General features: G+C 37.6%; 14 protein-coding genes. 12 read left to right on the top strand and 2 right to left on the bottom strand.

From position 1 onward, the window contains the following. Positions 1-329: 329 nt before the first annotated feature. A complete protein-coding gene (locus QFZ31_RS19300) occupies positions 330-650 on the top strand; it encodes an SEC-C metal-binding domain-containing protein (protein WP_307305916.1) in 321 nt (106 codons plus the stop codon). A 97-nt stretch (positions 651-747) separates the two neighbouring features. On the opposite strand, the gene QFZ31_RS19295 is transcribed toward QFZ31_RS19300, so the two are convergent. Continuing rightward, on the bottom strand, positions 748-5,172 hold the full coding sequence (locus QFZ31_RS19295) for an endo-1,4-beta-xylanase (RefSeq protein ID WP_307305914.1): 4,425 nt from the start codon (positions 5,170-5,172) through the stop codon (positions 748-750). A gap of 238 nt (positions 5,173-5,410) precedes the next feature. Between QFZ31_RS19295 and QFZ31_RS19290 the strand changes: the two genes are divergently transcribed. The 4 genes from QFZ31_RS19290 to QFZ31_RS19275 all read left to right on the top strand — a co-directional run bounded on the left by QFZ31_RS19290 (position 5,411) and on the right by QFZ31_RS19275 (position 7,960). Further along, positions 5,411-6,118, top strand: a complete 708-nt coding sequence (locus tag QFZ31_RS19290) for a M48 family metallopeptidase (RefSeq protein WP_307305911.1) — start codon at positions 5,411-5,413, stop codon at positions 6,116-6,118. 57 nt (positions 6,119-6,175) lie between these two features. Further along, positions 6,176-6,700 carry a DUF1456 family protein gene (locus QFZ31_RS19285; protein ID WP_307305909.1) on the top strand — a complete coding sequence of 175 codons (525 nt, stop codon included), beginning with the start codon at positions 6,176-6,178 and terminating at the stop codon, positions 6,698-6,700. Between the two features lie 213 nt (positions 6,701-6,913). Then, complete coding sequence (locus QFZ31_RS19280) at positions 6,914-7,213, top strand: hypothetical protein (RefSeq protein WP_307305906.1); 300 nt, start codon at positions 6,914-6,916, stop codon at positions 7,211-7,213. A 183-nt stretch (positions 7,214-7,396) separates the two neighbouring features. Beyond that, the gene (locus QFZ31_RS19275; RefSeq protein WP_307305905.1) at positions 7,397-7,960 is read left to right on the top strand and encodes a tyrosine-type recombinase/integrase; all 564 of its coding nucleotides are present in this window, start codon (positions 7,397-7,399) and stop codon (positions 7,958-7,960) included. A 31-nt stretch (positions 7,961-7,991) separates the two neighbouring features. On the opposite strand, the gene QFZ31_RS19270 is transcribed toward QFZ31_RS19275, so the two are convergent. Then, entirely contained in the window at positions 7,992-8,684 is a 693-nt protein-coding gene (locus QFZ31_RS19270; protein WP_307305904.1) for a universal stress protein, read from the bottom strand. A 140-nt stretch (positions 8,685-8,824) separates the two neighbouring features. Between QFZ31_RS19270 and QFZ31_RS19265 the strand changes: the two genes are divergently transcribed. Genes QFZ31_RS19265 through mnhG form a run of 7 tightly spaced genes read left to right on the top strand, consistent with a single transcriptional unit; the run spans position 8,825 to position 14,626 of the window. Next, the gene (locus QFZ31_RS19265; protein WP_307305901.1) at positions 8,825-11,245 is read left to right on the top strand and encodes a Na+/H+ antiporter subunit A; all 2,421 of its coding nucleotides are present in this window, start codon (positions 8,825-8,827) and stop codon (positions 11,243-11,245) included. After that, positions 11,229-11,654, top strand: coding sequence for a Na(+)/H(+) antiporter subunit B (locus QFZ31_RS19260; RefSeq protein WP_307305898.1), 426 nt, complete (start codon positions 11,229-11,231; stop codon positions 11,652-11,654). The genes QFZ31_RS19265 and QFZ31_RS19260 overlap by 17 nt, the downstream gene beginning before the upstream one ends. Further along, on the top strand, positions 11,654-11,992 hold the full coding sequence (locus QFZ31_RS19255) for a Na(+)/H(+) antiporter subunit C (protein WP_307305896.1): 339 nt from the start codon (positions 11,654-11,656) through the stop codon (positions 11,990-11,992). The genes QFZ31_RS19260 and QFZ31_RS19255 overlap by 1 nt, the downstream gene beginning before the upstream one ends. After that, positions 11,985-13,475 (top strand): Na+/H+ antiporter subunit D, encoded by a 1,491-nt coding sequence (locus tag QFZ31_RS19250; RefSeq protein ID WP_307305895.1) that lies wholly within the window; start codon positions 11,985-11,987, stop codon positions 13,473-13,475. Before QFZ31_RS19255 ends, QFZ31_RS19250 begins: the two co-directional genes overlap by 8 nt. Positions 13,476-13,516: 41 nt before the next feature. Next, positions 13,517-13,996 carry a Na+/H+ antiporter subunit E gene (locus tag QFZ31_RS19245; RefSeq protein ID WP_307305892.1) on the top strand — a complete coding sequence of 160 codons (480 nt, stop codon included), beginning with the start codon at positions 13,517-13,519 and terminating at the stop codon, positions 13,994-13,996. After that, positions 13,993-14,277, top strand: coding sequence for a Na(+)/H(+) antiporter subunit F1 (locus tag QFZ31_RS19240; protein ID WP_307305889.1), 285 nt, complete (start codon positions 13,993-13,995; stop codon positions 14,275-14,277). The genes QFZ31_RS19245 and QFZ31_RS19240 overlap by 4 nt, the downstream gene beginning before the upstream one ends. Next, entirely contained in the window at positions 14,264-14,626 is a 363-nt protein-coding gene (gene mnhG / locus QFZ31_RS19235; protein WP_307311673.1) for a monovalent cation/H(+) antiporter subunit G, read from the top strand. Before QFZ31_RS19240 ends, mnhG begins: the two co-directional genes overlap by 14 nt. Positions 14,627-15,013: the final 387 nt, after the last annotated feature.

Genomic DNA, 15,013 nt, shown 5'->3' with positions numbered 1-15,013 from the left:
TAAATGATTCGGCTAATTAATTACGTCGGATAGCTGCAGGAGAATGGTCGTTTGTCTTTTAAAAAAAGTATTTATTTCCTCGACAATTATTGCATGGGAAATTAGCCGGGAACAGCCTCAAAGCTGGACTTTGCTTGATTAAATTAAACGTTTAATTAGTGAATTTCGTTTGCAAACAAGTAGAATTATAGCAATTGATGTAGAATTTAATATTTTAAAGGCGGTTCAAATCAAACGACTAATTAATAAATAATATCTAAGAATTTTGTTGATAAATAGGTTTAATCGAAGTATATGATTTTTTAACTTTTAATAAAGTGTCTATAATCATGATATATTGTCCGAACAAGGATGAAAAAAGAGCGATTCAAATCTTAAAACAAGCTCTTGAGTTAGAAGGTCTGGAAGATGAACTTGATGTAATGGATCGACTTGAGGAGCTATACAATAAGCTGGAAATGACACAAGAGTCTATGGTGCTTAAGCAAAAAATCATTGAAATGCAAAAGCCAAGTCATCATTATGTGCAAGAGTGGAAAAAAACAATAAAGTCATCTAGGAATGCTCCCCAAATCAAAGTAACAAAAGTAGGAAGAAATGATCCTTGCCCATGCGGCAGTGGTAAAAAGTTAAAGAAATGTTGTGGTTGATTGGAAAAGGTTTTTGTTTTGAGCGCACTCTGCTTGCTATCTAACAATAAAACACCCTGAATGAAAATATTCAGGGTATTTTTTCGTAACGGACAATTTATTTTTTTGATTGGTCGCGTGGAACGGAAACTTCAACACTTTTTGTTGTCACATTACCAGCTTTATCTGTGGCCGTATAAGTAATGGTGTAAACACGGCCATTACCGTTTCCTAATCTTTCAGCACGAAGTTTAAAGGAATCAGTCGTACCAGAAATAGGTTTATTATAATTGGCATTCTGAATATCATCAGGTTGGATGGCTTCATTGCTAGTAATTGATGTTAACACTACTGAATGAATTCCTGAATCGGCATCAGAAGCATTAATAGCAGCCGTTATTGGCACCATTTTATGATTAACTGGTGATAATGTTGTTTTGTCGAGCTTAATATCTAAGATTGGTCCGGTCTTATCTAGTTTAATTGTTTTTGTATGAACCTGCTCGACATTTCCAGCTTTGTCTACACTCCAGTATGTTAGAGTGTGAACACCCTCTTCAGAAATAGTAACTGAATTCCCGTTTTGTACGACCTCATTATCAATACTATAATAGGTTGCTGCTACACCAGTATCATTATCATTTGCATTGAAAGTAATCGTAACATCTTTATTAACCCAATCTTCTGGTGCGTTGTCGGTTGTAACAGGTGCAGTGGTGTCAGTCTTCATAAGTGTCAGGACGCCGAACACAGAAGTGTCCTGATATCCCAGACCAGTTAAATCGTTCCATGTTGCAGCACTTTGACGAGCACCATCTTTACCGTCATTAATCTGAACATCAAAACCGATTTTCGTATTGTTTTCTGGTGTAATGGTTTTGAACGGAATCTTTACTTCAACGGTATAGCCATTACCTGATGCTTTGGTTGCAGATTCGAAACCTTCTCCAACTTTGACAGGGTTAAAGGATGTTTCATTGTCAAAGTTTACTCGATATTGCCCATCACCATCTTCGAAGGAAGATGTCTTTGCATTATTCTCATCGACAAAGACTTCAATGGAATCCTGTTCCCATGGATTTGGACCCGATTTGTCGAGCTGTGAGTCACTTACTTGAATTAAAACATACAGGTTTTCATTATCCCAGAGGACCTTGGATACCCCGTTTGCTCCCTGCCAAGCCATTTGGAAACGATTAATCGGCAGTTCCGTTGCATTGCTCCAAACACCATCTACAGTTCCATCAATCACTGGTGTGCCGGAAACAGCACTTCCTTGATTAACCTCTCTTACCTCAGGTTGATTTTCTGCAGTAAATTTGTCTGGATCGATAACAGCATAGTAAGCTGGTTTTGCTTGCAAATCTTTATCAAACAACAATGGACTCTGTGCAGATCTCCAGCTCGTTGCATCATTTAGTCCCCAGAAAGTTACACGTGAGATATGCTCTGCGTGTTCTTTGTAAATCTTGAACAATTGTGCGTATAAATAACCCTGTGCCGTTGCTTCCTGCTCAGTAAGTACGTTATTGGTTCCAGCGGTAATGTCAAGTTCAGTCACACTGACTTCTACCCCCAATGTAATAAACTTCTCTAGGGAGAGTTTAACATTTTCAGGATTAGTGTTTTTATTGTAGTGCGCTTGCATGCCAATTCCGTCAATGAGAAGATCCCCATCATGCTCTTTAGCATACTTTTCATTGATATCTTTCACCATCTGATAAATGGCTTCGGCTTTGCTCTGATTATCATCATTGTAATCATTGTAATATAGCTTGATATTCAAGCCTTTTTCATTCAGTACCTCTTTTGCAGCAAGGAATGATTGTTCTACGAAGTCTGGTCCAATCGATTTGTACCAGCCAGATTGACGAAGTGATGCCTTCCAATCCGTTGGGTTCGGCGGGTTATCGATGATTGCTTCGTTTACCACGTCCCATGAAATTACCTTGTTACCGTAATTTTCTACGACTGTTTTAACATGGGCCCTTAAATTTGCTAGTGCTGCCTCACGGCTCAAAGGGGCACCGTTTTCAGTTGTAAATAACCATTCTGGCGTCTGTTGATGCCATACAAGCACGTGACCATGCAGCTGCAATCCCTGAGCCAAAACCTTGTCGACAAGCGCATTTTCATCAGTAAAGTCAAATTGTTTTTCCGCATTATACGCTTGATCTGGCTTCATTGCATTCTCTGCTGTGACGACATTGTGATGCATGTTGAGAAGCTTAAGTCTATTGCCTTCAAGATCAGAAGATGAGACAGCGTTTCCAATTAAGAAATCGTCTTGATAAACATCTTTTATAGGTGTCAAGTCCTCAACTTCAATCGGACCCGAACCAGTCGATTCAAAAGTAATATCATCGATATAAAAGGAGGCTGTGCTATTATTCGAGCTTTCTACATAAATGGTTAAAAACTCATCACCTACACTGCTATAACGGTACGTTCCCTCGAGTTTAACCCAGCCATCTTCAGTGTTGATTGTTTTTCCTTGAAGATTATTGTAACTAGCAGTTCCACCATTGCCGACCTGTGTAGAAAGCTGAAGCTGTGAAGTTGCTGGTGAAATCAGCTTCACCCAGGCAGAAATTTTATACTCCGAATCCTTGTCAACATATTTCTCTACGTGTAATGCTGGTCCATGCCAAGCTTGTGATCTGCCTTCAACCTTCAAAGCATAGGAACCGCCATCAGTATGATTGGCTTCATTGGTCACTGTCAGTGTTTCGGTACCAGCTCTTCCCTCGAAACCACCCATATTTTGGTCTTCAAAATCAATTGTTGTAAATGGATCAGCAGGTGGTCTTCCATCGTCACCGTTGCCACCAGCAACTGCCTTCTCGGTAATAAGAATATCTCCGATATAGAAGGGAACGGTTTTCCCTGCATCATTTGATTGAATTCGTAGTGCTCTATCTTTGCTCGTATCAACGGTATATTGACCCGTTAGAGTAAATGTTTGACCTGCCTTAACATCTGCGGCTGCATACAAGCCGTTATAGCTGTCTACATTCTGAAGCAAAGCTTGTGCACCTTCCGGAACACTCACACTGCTATCAACAAAACCAGTAACTGTAATGGTATAGGCTTTGCCGTTTTGCATGCTGACACTGCTGAACGGGATATCAACTCCGTCCCAGTTGTTTGCCCTTCCATTAACAGAAATCGCTTTTCCATCACTATTGCCTTCAAAAACGAGCTCAGAAACAGGGGTCAATTTTGCACTTCCCGCTTGTGTAGCCACACCAAGACCAGCTTCAAATGTTTCGTGAAATACTACTCTATCGGTTTGAGGTGCAGTCGTTTTTTCAGTTGTAATCAAGATGTTTCCAATGTAAAACGGAACAGATTTCCCAGCATCATTTGATTGGATACGTAGTGCTCTATCTTTACTAGTATCCACGGTATACTGACCCGTTAAAGTAAAAGTCTGTCCCGCTGCATAATCTGCGGCAACATACAAACCGTTATAGCTGTCTACGTTCTGCAGTAAAGCTTGTGCGCCTGCATGAACAGTTGCATTTTCGTCAACAAAACCAGTAACTGTAATCGTATAAGTTTTGCCGTTTTCCATACCGACATTGTTGAATGGGATATCGACGCCGTCCCAGTTGTTCGTCCTGCCGCTAACAGAGATGGCTTTTCCATCGTCATTGCCTGCAAAAACCTTACCAGAAACGTGGGTTACTTGTGCATTTCCAGCTTGAACGACAATGCCTAAACCATTTTCAAATTTTTCATGATAGACAGTTTCAATTCCTGGCTGGTCTACTGGTGCTGGTGCTGGACCGCCGATCCAGGAAGCAATTTGTTCTACAGTCGTATCCATCATTACATAATGACGGCCCATAGCATAGTTCCCAGCGTTAGGGTATCCAACCTTAAATGCATATTTAATGCCATTCTCTTGATTTGCTTCTTCTGCACTTACATTATATGCACCATATGGGTAAGCCATAAGGACTGGATTTTTACCGGTAATAGACTTTAAGTATGCGTTTGCTGCTTCAATTTCTACCGTGGCTTGTTCCTTAGTTATATTAGAGTTCCAAACAGAGTTTTGTTCGTGAGTTTTAGAATGATTCTGGAGACTGACATTAGGTTCATTCGTGAGGCTTTTCAATTGTTCTTCTGACATACTGTACCCTTTGCCAATCCAGTCACTGACAACAAACAGAACAGAGTTCATGTTATACCGTTTCAATACGGGAAGAGCGTTGGTAATGAAGTCAGGTGTAGCATCATCAAAAGTTAGTAGAATCGGTTTTTCAGGAGCCGTTTCTTTTCCTTCCATGATGTTCACATATTGTTCTGCTGATAAGGTATTGTAACCGTTGTCATTAAGATACTGCATAGTCCGTTCAAACTTTTCAAGGCTGGTATCCGTCCATTGATTAGTAGAATTTTCGACAACTCGATGGTACAGAAGAACTGGAATATCATTGTTGGTTGCCGCCGCAGCCTGTGTAATCCAGCTTGACGGAATGATCAAAATAGCTGCAAGAAATAATGCAATAAATCTTTTCAACTTTCTCCTCATTTTCTGCATTCCCCCATAAAGGATTTTTATATATAACGGGTAAAGCACTTTAAAAAAGACAAACCTCCTCTCATTCTATAATTCTAGCTTGATACCCCAAATAATTAACCATAACAAACTAAAGATAAAACTTAAGAAATTAAATATTCTGTCTAGTTGCCGGCATGAAAAAAACAAAGTATGATTCTGAGGGGCATAAATTCTCTCGAGTTTTGTTTTTTACATAAGAGGTGTTGAAATGATTCATAATTATTTAGGGCAGACGATTCGTTTTGAGATAAAGTATAAAAAGCGTACCTCGATGAGCATTTCTATCGATCTGTATGGAAATGTTGAAGTTCAGGCTCCGAAAGGAATTTCCGATGAACGCGTCATTCAGGCTTTAGAGGAGAAATGGGAGTGGATCCAGCAAAAATTGAAGGAAATGAAGGATAGAACCTATGGGTCGGAGGTAAAAACCTATGAACATGGCGAGACCTTCCTTTATTTAGGGAAAGAATATCCCATTGAGATTTCTCATGATATAAATACCGAACAAGACCGTGTAGTGTTTGAAAAAGAAAAGTTACATATAATTGTGAAACATCTTGAGGATGAAAAAATAAAACAAGCATTAAAACGGTTTTACTATCAGCAATGTAAGATGTTAGTAGAGAAGAGTATTAAATCTTATCAAAGTAATTTTAAATCAAAGCCAAGGTCGATCCGGATTACAGATAATAAGACGAACTGGGGAACCTGTGATTCAAGACAGCAGTTAACCTTTAATTGGCGGCTGGCGATGGCGCCGCAGAGTGTGATTGACTATGTAGTCGTCCACGAGATGTGCCACATGGTCCATTTGAATCATGATCGATCTTTTTGGAGGCTTGTTGGTAAGATACTTCCTGATTATAAGCAACAGGAGAACTGGTTAGCGTTATCCAGTTGGAAAATGACTGTTTAACATTTGAAACGGATATACTTGTGCTATACATATAGCAATCTTATTGGAGGGTTATAAATGGAGAATAATGATATATTAATTCGATTACGATATGCGCTCGATATTAAAGATAAAGATATGGTTGAAATTTTTAAATTTGGCGGCGTTGAGGTAGCAAAAGAAGATGTGCTAAAAATACTTACAAAACCAAAGGACAGTTACGATGACGAAGATTATTATGAAGATGATGTTCCGGAAGATGAGGAACATATTAAATGTACGAATAGTATGTTAGAGTCATTTTTAAATGGCTTTATTACGTTTAAAAGAGGTAAACAAGAACCAAAACCAGGACAGCCTGATACACCAGTACCTTCAAAGAGTAAAGAAAGTATTAATAACCAGCTATTAAAGAAGGTAAAGATAGCGCTGGCGTTAACCAGTGAGGATATGCTTGATATCTTTGAAAGAGCAGGGATTACGGTAACAAAAGGTGAATTAAGCGCGATGCTTAGAAAAGAAGGGCATAAGAATTATAAGCAGTGCCTTGATAAATACGCCAGAAATTTCTTAAAAGGATTAGCTTTAAAATATAGGGGATGATTATCTAATACTACAAAATTATACATTTTTATGAGATAATAATTCTGAACATATTACTAATGTTTAGGTGGAGTCTGTCACTGTGGGATAATTATGTCCTTTTGTGACGGGCTTTTCGTATAATATTTATTTTTGGTTTCATGACGCTATTTTGCGGCTGGTCTGTGTGAGTGATTACTTCTAAATCATTTTTTGAAAAGGAGGCAGTCAAACATGAACATCGTTTATGCGGTTATAGGATTAACCTATCTTATCATCTTAGTCATTGGTTATGCAGTTATCATTTTTTCAAACTCCGAAGAGGAAAAAAGCGAGGTAATTATAGATAAAGCTTTTAAAAATGCTTTTTCTATTCTTGCTTTTGGACTTCTGGTGGTCTATGGCCTCTTTCTTATTCCACACATTACCTTAGATAATCAAACCACTTCGTATCTAATTCTAGCAAGTAAATATATTTCTGTGTTTACACTTGGAGGAACTCTTTTTATATTAAATAAAAAAAGGTGTTTTTGAAAATGATAAGGGTATAAGAAATCATCCGCCTACGTTCAGGCGGGTGATTTTTTTGTAAATAAATTTTTAAATCATTTGATTAAAGTGCCAATTTAAATGTTTGTAATGTAACATAGTCTATGATATCGTATAGTTATGTAACTTATTTAATGGAATTCTTTGGAGTTCTAGGAGGTCAACTTTATGGAGTATGTTGAGCCTATAAGAGACGTTGAAAGTATAAATGCAATAAAAGAAATATTACGGAGGCAGTCAAAAAGAGACCTTTTGCTTTTTGTTCTTGGGATTAATACAGGAATAAGAATAAGTGATTTACTTTCAATAAAGATTGAGGATATTTGGGATGGTACGGAAATTAAGGAGTTTTTGTATTTAAAGGAAACCAATAGCGATGAACCCAAAGCTTACTATTTAAATAATAACGTTAAACTCGCGTCTGAAGATTACTTGAAAACGTATGATTTTAATGTTTGTGATTATTTGTTTAAGTCCAAAAAGAATAATCAACCAATTACTCGTCAGCAAGCATACCGTATTATTAATTCAGCCGCAAAAGAGGTTGGGATACCAGGTAAAATCGGTACTCATACACTAAGAAAAACCTTTGGTTATCACGCCTATCGAAAAGGGATTGCTATCTCCATTCTAATGGGTATTTATCATCATCACTCTCCTTCAGAAACATTAAGATATATTGGGATAAGTAAAAATGAGAAACCGTTGATTAAATTGGATGTAAATTTGTAGCATGAAAAAACCTCCACCAAGGGTGGAGGGATTATAAGTAATCTTCATCAGAAGTTAAGTTCGTATCCATTGCAACGTTTGTTAAGTCTTTAACAATATTCTCTTTTACTTGTACTTGTAACGTTTCCTTATCTTTCATAAATTTGAAGATACCATTATTAAAATCAGTTCCGAATTCCTTAAAGAAAATTCCTTCAAACTCTACATCCTTGGTATGTTTAAAAAGGAGCTGGTAGTGGTTGTGCTCTTTAACAAGATAAGCGCGAACTCCTTTTTCGAAATTTCTATCCGGATTTTTTAAATATCGGGACACAGATATGATATGAAGGTCCACGAATGGAATTTCCCGTAATAAAGAATTAATAATCGACCCCTTAGCAATTTGTTCCCAGCGACTTTGAGCAGTTTGACCAAGTATGATCTGTGTAATATTTTTTTCTCTTGCAACTTCGGCAATCACTTTTGATATCGGTCTTTGTTCATTATCCTTAATAATGAATGCGTCAGCACTATGTTGGGAAGCTAATTGTTTCCATCTGGCAATATAGTTTGATTTTTCTGCATCCAAATCATCAAATGGTTTAGGATCTACGGTAAGGATGTATAGTGGACAATCAAGCATATTGGCAATTTTGCAGCCCCTTTGAATGAGACGTTCACCGTTGGGACCATAATAAACACAGACGAGAATACTTTCGTCCATGCGCTCTTTCATCTTTTTCATTATTAGTTCACCTCGGAATACTGGGAACCTGATTTTATCCCACTTTTAATAAACTATGTATGACTATAACCCATGCTACACTTTCAGTCAATCTAATTACAATAATGTACTATTTTGGAAAACTAATAGGGAGGGATATGATGTCTTCATGGTTACACATTATGATTTTGATTCCATTTATATTTGCAATCGTGGTCCCCTACATTTATAAACAATTGACACCACGTATTCATACAGGATGGTTTGTCCTATTTATTCCTTTAGTGATATTTGCTTATTTATTAACTTATATACCCAATATTTCAGAAGGGAATACTTTCACAGAAACTGTTCCATGGATTCCAGCCTACGATATTAACTTCATAACATATATGGATGGATTAAGCCTAATTCTAGGATTGTTAATTTCCGGAATTGGTACATTAGTTATCCTTTATTCTATTTTCTATCTGTCTAAACATCGGGAAGCACTAAATAATTTCTATGTGTATTTATTGATATTTATGGGAGCTATGCTCGGTCTAGTATTTTCTGATAATATTTTTGTTTTATATGTCTTTTGGGAAACAACAAGTATATCATCTTTCTTATTAATTGCGTATTGGTATGAACGTGAAAAATCACGTTATGGTGCACAAAAATCGATGTTGATTACGATTTTTGGCGGGCTGGCGATGCTGGCAGGCTTCATCTTGCTCTCTATGATTACGGATACGTATAGCATTCGTGAAATGATAAGCAATTCAACTGATATTTCATCGCATTCATTGTTTATTCCTGGAATGATATTAATATTAATCGGAGCGTTTACAAAGTCAGCGCAATTCCCATTTAGTATTTGGTTACCCGATGCAATGGAGGCGCCTACCCCAATAAGTGCTTATTTACATTCTGCAACAATGGTGAAAGCAGGGATTTATTTAGTTGCCCGTATGACACCGATTTTCGGTGGTGCAGCAGAATGGTTTTGGCTTGTAACAGGGGTAGGATTGATAACTTTATTATATGGATCTGTAAATGCAGTGAGACAAACGGACCTTAAGGCTTTATTGGCCTACTCAACAATTAGTCAATTAGGATTAATCATGAGCCTACTTGGTTTAGGGTCTGCCTCCTTCTATTACGGAGTGGGTACCGATTCCTCTGTATATGCTATGGCCATATTTGCTGCGATTTTCCACTTAGTTAATCATTCTACATTTAAAGGCTGTCTGTTTATGGTTGTTGGGATTATTGACCATGAGACGGGAACTCGAGATATTCGCAGGTTGGGTGGTTTGATGCACCTCATGCCTATTTCTTTTACCCTAACCGTAATTGGAAGTTTTGCGATGGCTGGACTTCCGCCATTTAACGGATTTTTAAGTAAGGAAATGTTTTTTACTGCGGTATTAAATGTATCAACTATGTCTGTGTTTAATGCAGAGACATTCGGTCTGGCTATACCAATCATCGCTTGGATTGCCAGTGTGTTTACTTTTGTCTATAGCATGATTCTTGTTTTTAAAACCTTTAGAGGAAAGAATAAACCTGAAAAATTAGGCAGGGTAGTGCATGAGGCCCCGATTGGGATGTTACTATCCCCACTTATCCTCGGTTCTCTTGTTATCATTATTTTCTTTTTTCCGAATGTCCTTTCACACTACTTATTAAAACCTGCTATGCATGCAGTGGTACCTATGCTTGCTGATGCAGGTGAATTGAAAATAAAAGTCAGTGCTTGGCATGGTTGGAATACAGAGTTGTTTATGACATTTGGAGTCATCGTGCTGGGGACCTTGTTGTACATTTATTTGAAAAAGTGGTATCGACTTTATCACTTATATCCAGACGATTTCACGTTAAATAGTATGTATAACCTTAGTCTGGAAAAAATGGAAAGCTTATCGAAGTTTATAACAGAGCGGTATATGACAGGGTTCATCCGTGATTATTTAGTATATATATTTTCATTTATCATCCTTGTTGTGGGTGGAGCAATCTGGCTCTTTGATGGATTTTCCTTTGACCCATCTAATGATGCACCTGCCAATTTTTTTGAAGTGGGCTTAATGACTGCGATGGTCATTACCGCAATAACCGTACTGTTTTCAAAAACTCGGTTGACCTCCATTGTTGCTGTTGGTGCACTTGGATTTCTAGTTTCCTTTTTCTTTGTTCTATTTAGAGCACCAGACTTGGCATTAACCCAATTAGTAGTTGAGACCGTTACGACTGCACTATTTTTGCTATGCTTCTATCACTTGCCACAGTTGAGAAAGGAAAAAAGCCGGATACAGTTTAAAGTGGTCAATGCGATCATCTCAATTGGGGTAGGTGTTGTTGTTACACTCATTGCTTTATCTGCGAATGGAAATCGTTTATTTGAATCAATTTCAAGTTTTTACGAGAATTCTTATGAATTGGCAGGAGCAAAAAATATTGTAAACTCTATCCTCGTGGATTTTCGCGGGATTGATACGATGCTAGAGATTCTTGTTTTATGTATTGCAGGTCTTGGGGTATATACATTAATCAAGATTAGACTTACGGGGAGGGATGAAAATGAAGAAGCCAAATGATGTTATCATCCGAAGTGTAACAAAAGTTGCAGTCGTGATAATATTTACATTTGCTATAAATCTTTTTATATCAGGACATCATTTTCCCGGCGGTGGTTTTATCGGTGGCTTGGCTTTTGCTTCGGGCTTAATCCTCATGTTTTTAACCTTTGATATTGAAACAGTACGTACTTATATCCCAGTCGATTTTAAAGTAATGGCTGCGGTAGGTGTGTTAATTGCTGTTTTGACTGGAGTAGGTGGAATGGTTCTAGGAGCTCCATTCTTATCACAATCGTTTGGCTATTTTGAACTACCAATCTTCGGCAAGACAGAACTTGCCACAGCAGTGATTTTTGATGTAGGAGTAGCTTTAGCCGTTATTGGAACCTCCATTACAATAATAATGAGTATTGGGGATGATCGATAATGGAAACGTTGATGTCTATCCTTGTTGGTATATTATTTTCAATTGGAACGTACTTGATTTTAACGAAAACCTTATTAAGAATCATTTTGGGGACCTCGATCCTTGGTCATGGCGTCAATTTACTGATTATCACGATGGGAGGGTTAAAAAAGGGAGGTCCGCCGCTTCTGGGCATAAAGAATCTAACATATGCTGATTCATTACCACAAGCCCTTTTATTAACAGCGATTGTGATAAATTTTGCTACAACAGCTCTTTTTTTAGTGCTGAGTTATCGTGCTTATAAGGTGTTGGGCACGGATAATACAGAGCAACTGAGAGGTATTGAGAATGAATAATTTGGTCATTTTGCCAATCATTATCCCTATTATAGCGGGAATGATTATGGTGATCTTTAGGAAAAGTATAAAATTGCAGAGATTTCTAAGTGTTTTTTCTACAATAGCGATAAGCATTGCGACTCTTTTGCTAATCATTCAAATTCATACTAAGGGAATTCAAACCCTTCATTTAGGCGGCTGGAAAGCTCCCTTTGGGGTAAGTATGGTGGCTGATATGTTTTCAAGCTTACTGATTCTGGTAACCAGTATTGTTTCCCTCTGTTGTTTATTATTTGCTTTTCACTCCATTGGAAAAGAGAGAGAATCCAACTACTTTTACCCGCTATTTTTGTTTTTAATTACAGGGGTTAATGGTTCCTTTATCACCGGAGATATTTTTAATTTATTTGTTTGCTTCGAGGTGATGTTAGTTGCATCCTATGTGTTGATTTCACTGGGAGGTACGAGAATCCAGCTCAGCGAGTCTATTAAGTATATATTAATTAACATCATCTCTTCTTTTCTTTTTCTAGTTGCTATCGCATTTCTTTATGCAATGACCGGAACCCTGAATTTTGCACACCTGTCGCTTCGTGTAGCTGAGGTTGGACAAGAGGGTCTTATGACCACGGTCGCGATTTTATTTTTAATAGTATTTAGTTTAAAAGCAGGTCTTTTTCTATTCTTTTGGCTTCCTGGCTCCTACAGTGTTCCTCCAACAGCAATCTCAGCTATTTTTGCTGCTTTGTTAACGAAGGTAGGAATCTATGCCATTATAAGAGTTTTCACACTGGTCTTTTATCATGAGCCAGAGGTGACTCATTTATTGATCGGAATATTAGCTGCGGTAACGATGCTATTAGGAGCAATTGGGGCAGTCGCTTTTTGGGATATTAAAAGAATTTTGACTTATAACGTCATTGTCGGTGTAGGATTTATTTTAGCAGGAGTTGCTTCCTTTACAACTGAAGGGATGACGGGATCCCTATACTATTTAATTCACGATATGATTGTGAAGGCATTGATTTTCCTTTTAGGAGGAACAATCATCCATCTTACTGGAACAAGTAAGCTTAAAGAAATAAGCGGCCTTATCCGCTTGCACCCGGGATTAGGCTGGATGTTTTTTATTGCGGCATTGTCACTGTCAGGCATTCCGCCATTAAGTGGCTTTCTGGGGAAAATTTTCATAACAGAGGGAACTTTCGAAGCAGGCTACTTTTGGCTGGGGGGAATTGGATTGTTTACCAGCCTTATGGTCTTGTATTCGATAATGAAAATCTTTATGAATGTCTTTTGGGGTTATACCGACTTAACGGAGGAGAAAGAGAAGGGGACAACAAAGGGGTTAATGTTACCAATAGGAATCCTTACCATAATAACGATTTCGCTCGGATTAGGTGCAGAAGGGATTCATAATTACGTTGATAATGCAGTTGAAGGCTTAATGAATCCAAGCCTATATATTGAAGCAGTATTGGGCAACAATCTTGGTCAATAAATCAAATTGGTCATCTTGATAGATGGAAAGGGGTGGTACCAATGCCCATGCAAGTATTAGTTAATTTATTAATTGGCGTAATCTGGATGTTTCTTCAGGATGATTGGAGTGTATTGACATTCTTTAGTGGTTACCTATTTGGTTTATTGGTGCTATATATATTACGCAGATATCTTCCAACTAAATTCTATTTGGTCACATTACTTGCAATCGTTCAACTTTTTTTCGTGTTTATTTATGAGTTGTTTACATCTAGTATATTAGTAATTCGACAAATTCTTCGGCCAACAATCAATATAACCCCAGGAATCTTTACTTTGGAAACCGAGTTAGAAGGGGATCTGGAGGTTACGTTACTAGCACTACTGCTAACCTTGACTCCAGGGTCTGTTGTAGTAGAAGTTTCTTCTGATAGTAAGAAGTTTTATATCCATGCAATGGATATCCCAGAATCAAGCAATGCAGTACTCCAATCCAATGCTAAGTTTGAAAAGGCTATTAAGAAGGTGACACGAGCATGATTCAGGGAATTTTAATTTGTTCATTAGTATTTCTTAGTTTTGCTATTTTTGCAACCATATTTCGATTGGTAAAGGGGCCGACTGCGCCAGATAGAATTCAGGCGCTGGATGCATTAGGAATTAATATCATTTCTGGAGTAGCTATTTTTTCTGTTTTTATAAGAAGTACCGCTTTTTTTGAAGTCATTTTATTAATTGGGATCCTTTCCTTTATCGGGACAATAGCCTTTGCGAGATATATAGAAAGAGGTGTGGTCATTGAGCGTAATGATTCCGAGTGAACACATTGCGGTTTTATTAATATTAATTGGTACCATCTTTAGCTTTTTAAGTGCAGTTGGATTAATCCGTCTCCCTGATATTTATACCCGCGCGCATGCACTTTCAAAAGGTTCAACGATTGGCGTTCTTTTTACGCTTGTAGGAACCTTTTTCTTTTTTGTGTTAGAAGGATATTTTAGTATTCGTTTATTTCTGGGTATATTCTTTGTATTCCTCACTGCACCTGTAGCTGGACATGTTATTGTCCGAGCAGCATATCGCTCAAATGTCGCTCTTGCGAAGGAAAGCGTGCAGGATGACTTGAGGGATGTAATTGGTGTAGCAAAAGAGAATAAAGAACAGCTGTAACAATTTGAGAAAAGCGCTAAATAGGTTAGCGCTTTTCTTAAACTTATAGTAGAAAACTAGAAAGTGAATTTGCCGTAAAATCCGACATTGATTTTACCTGTTTTAGGGGTTAAAGCCTATTTTGAAAGGGCTTTGGCCCCTGCTAATCAAACGTTTGATTAACATAATAATTTGTCAAAAATCGTTATGGTTTGCATTACCTTATTTTTTTGACTGCCTCTGGAGGTTTTTAGCGAAAACCAAGCCTTTTCCACGACAAAAATTTCCCCGAAAATAACTCAAAGTTCATTTATTTAAAGGGCTTGTCCCAATTTAATCAAACGTTTGATTATGATAAATATTGTCAGTAGTTGTCTTCTCGCCCATTTTAAAAGCGGGTTTTTTGTA

The sequence above is a fragment of the Neobacillus niacini genome, from assembly GCF_030817595.1.
Taxonomy (GTDB): Bacteria; Bacillota; Bacilli; order Bacillales; family Cytobacillaceae; genus Neobacillus; species Neobacillus niacini_G.
This window is presented reverse-complemented; position numbering and strand designations above follow the sequence as displayed.

Excerpts from the sequence above, each read along its gene's own strand:
- QFZ31_RS19300 (WP_307305916.1), top strand. The coding sequence starts at position 330 with ATGATATATTGTCCGAACAAGGATGAAAAAAGAGCGATTCAAATCTTA.
- QFZ31_RS19295 (WP_307305914.1), bottom strand. The coding sequence starts at position 5,172 with ATGAGGAGAAAGTTGAAAAGATTTATTGCATTATTTCTTGCAGCTATT.
- QFZ31_RS19250 (WP_307305895.1), top strand. The coding sequence starts at position 11,985 with ATGAATAATTTGGTCATTTTGCCAATCATTATCCCTATTATAGCGGGA.
- mnhG (WP_307311673.1), top strand. The coding sequence starts at position 14,264 with ATGATTCCGAGTGAACACATTGCGGTTTTATTAATATTAATTGGTACC.
- QFZ31_RS19275 (WP_307305905.1), top strand. The coding sequence starts at position 7,397 with ATGGAGTATGTTGAGCCTATAAGAGACGTTGAAAGTATAAATGCAATA.
- QFZ31_RS19260 (WP_307305898.1), top strand. The coding sequence starts at position 11,229 with ATGAAGAAGCCAAATGATGTTATCATCCGAAGTGTAACAAAAGTTGCA.
- QFZ31_RS19245 (WP_307305892.1), top strand. The coding sequence starts at position 13,517 with ATGCCCATGCAAGTATTAGTTAATTTATTAATTGGCGTAATCTGGATG.
- QFZ31_RS19265 (WP_307305901.1), top strand. The coding sequence starts at position 8,825 with ATGTCTTCATGGTTACACATTATGATTTTGATTCCATTTATATTTGCA.
- QFZ31_RS19285 (WP_307305909.1), top strand. The coding sequence starts at position 6,176 with ATGGAGAATAATGATATATTAATTCGATTACGATATGCGCTCGATATT.
- QFZ31_RS19290 (WP_307305911.1), top strand. The coding sequence starts at position 5,411 with ATGATTCATAATTATTTAGGGCAGACGATTCGTTTTGAGATAAAGTAT.
- QFZ31_RS19255 (WP_307305896.1), top strand. The coding sequence starts at position 11,654 with ATGGAAACGTTGATGTCTATCCTTGTTGGTATATTATTTTCAATTGGA.
- QFZ31_RS19280 (WP_307305906.1), top strand. The coding sequence starts at position 6,914 with ATGAACATCGTTTATGCGGTTATAGGATTAACCTATCTTATCATCTTA.
- QFZ31_RS19270 (WP_307305904.1), bottom strand. The coding sequence starts at position 8,684 with ATGAAAAAGATGAAAGAGCGCATGGACGAAAGTATTCTCGTCTGTGTT.
- QFZ31_RS19240 (WP_307305889.1), top strand. The coding sequence starts at position 13,993 with ATGATTCAGGGAATTTTAATTTGTTCATTAGTATTTCTTAGTTTTGCT.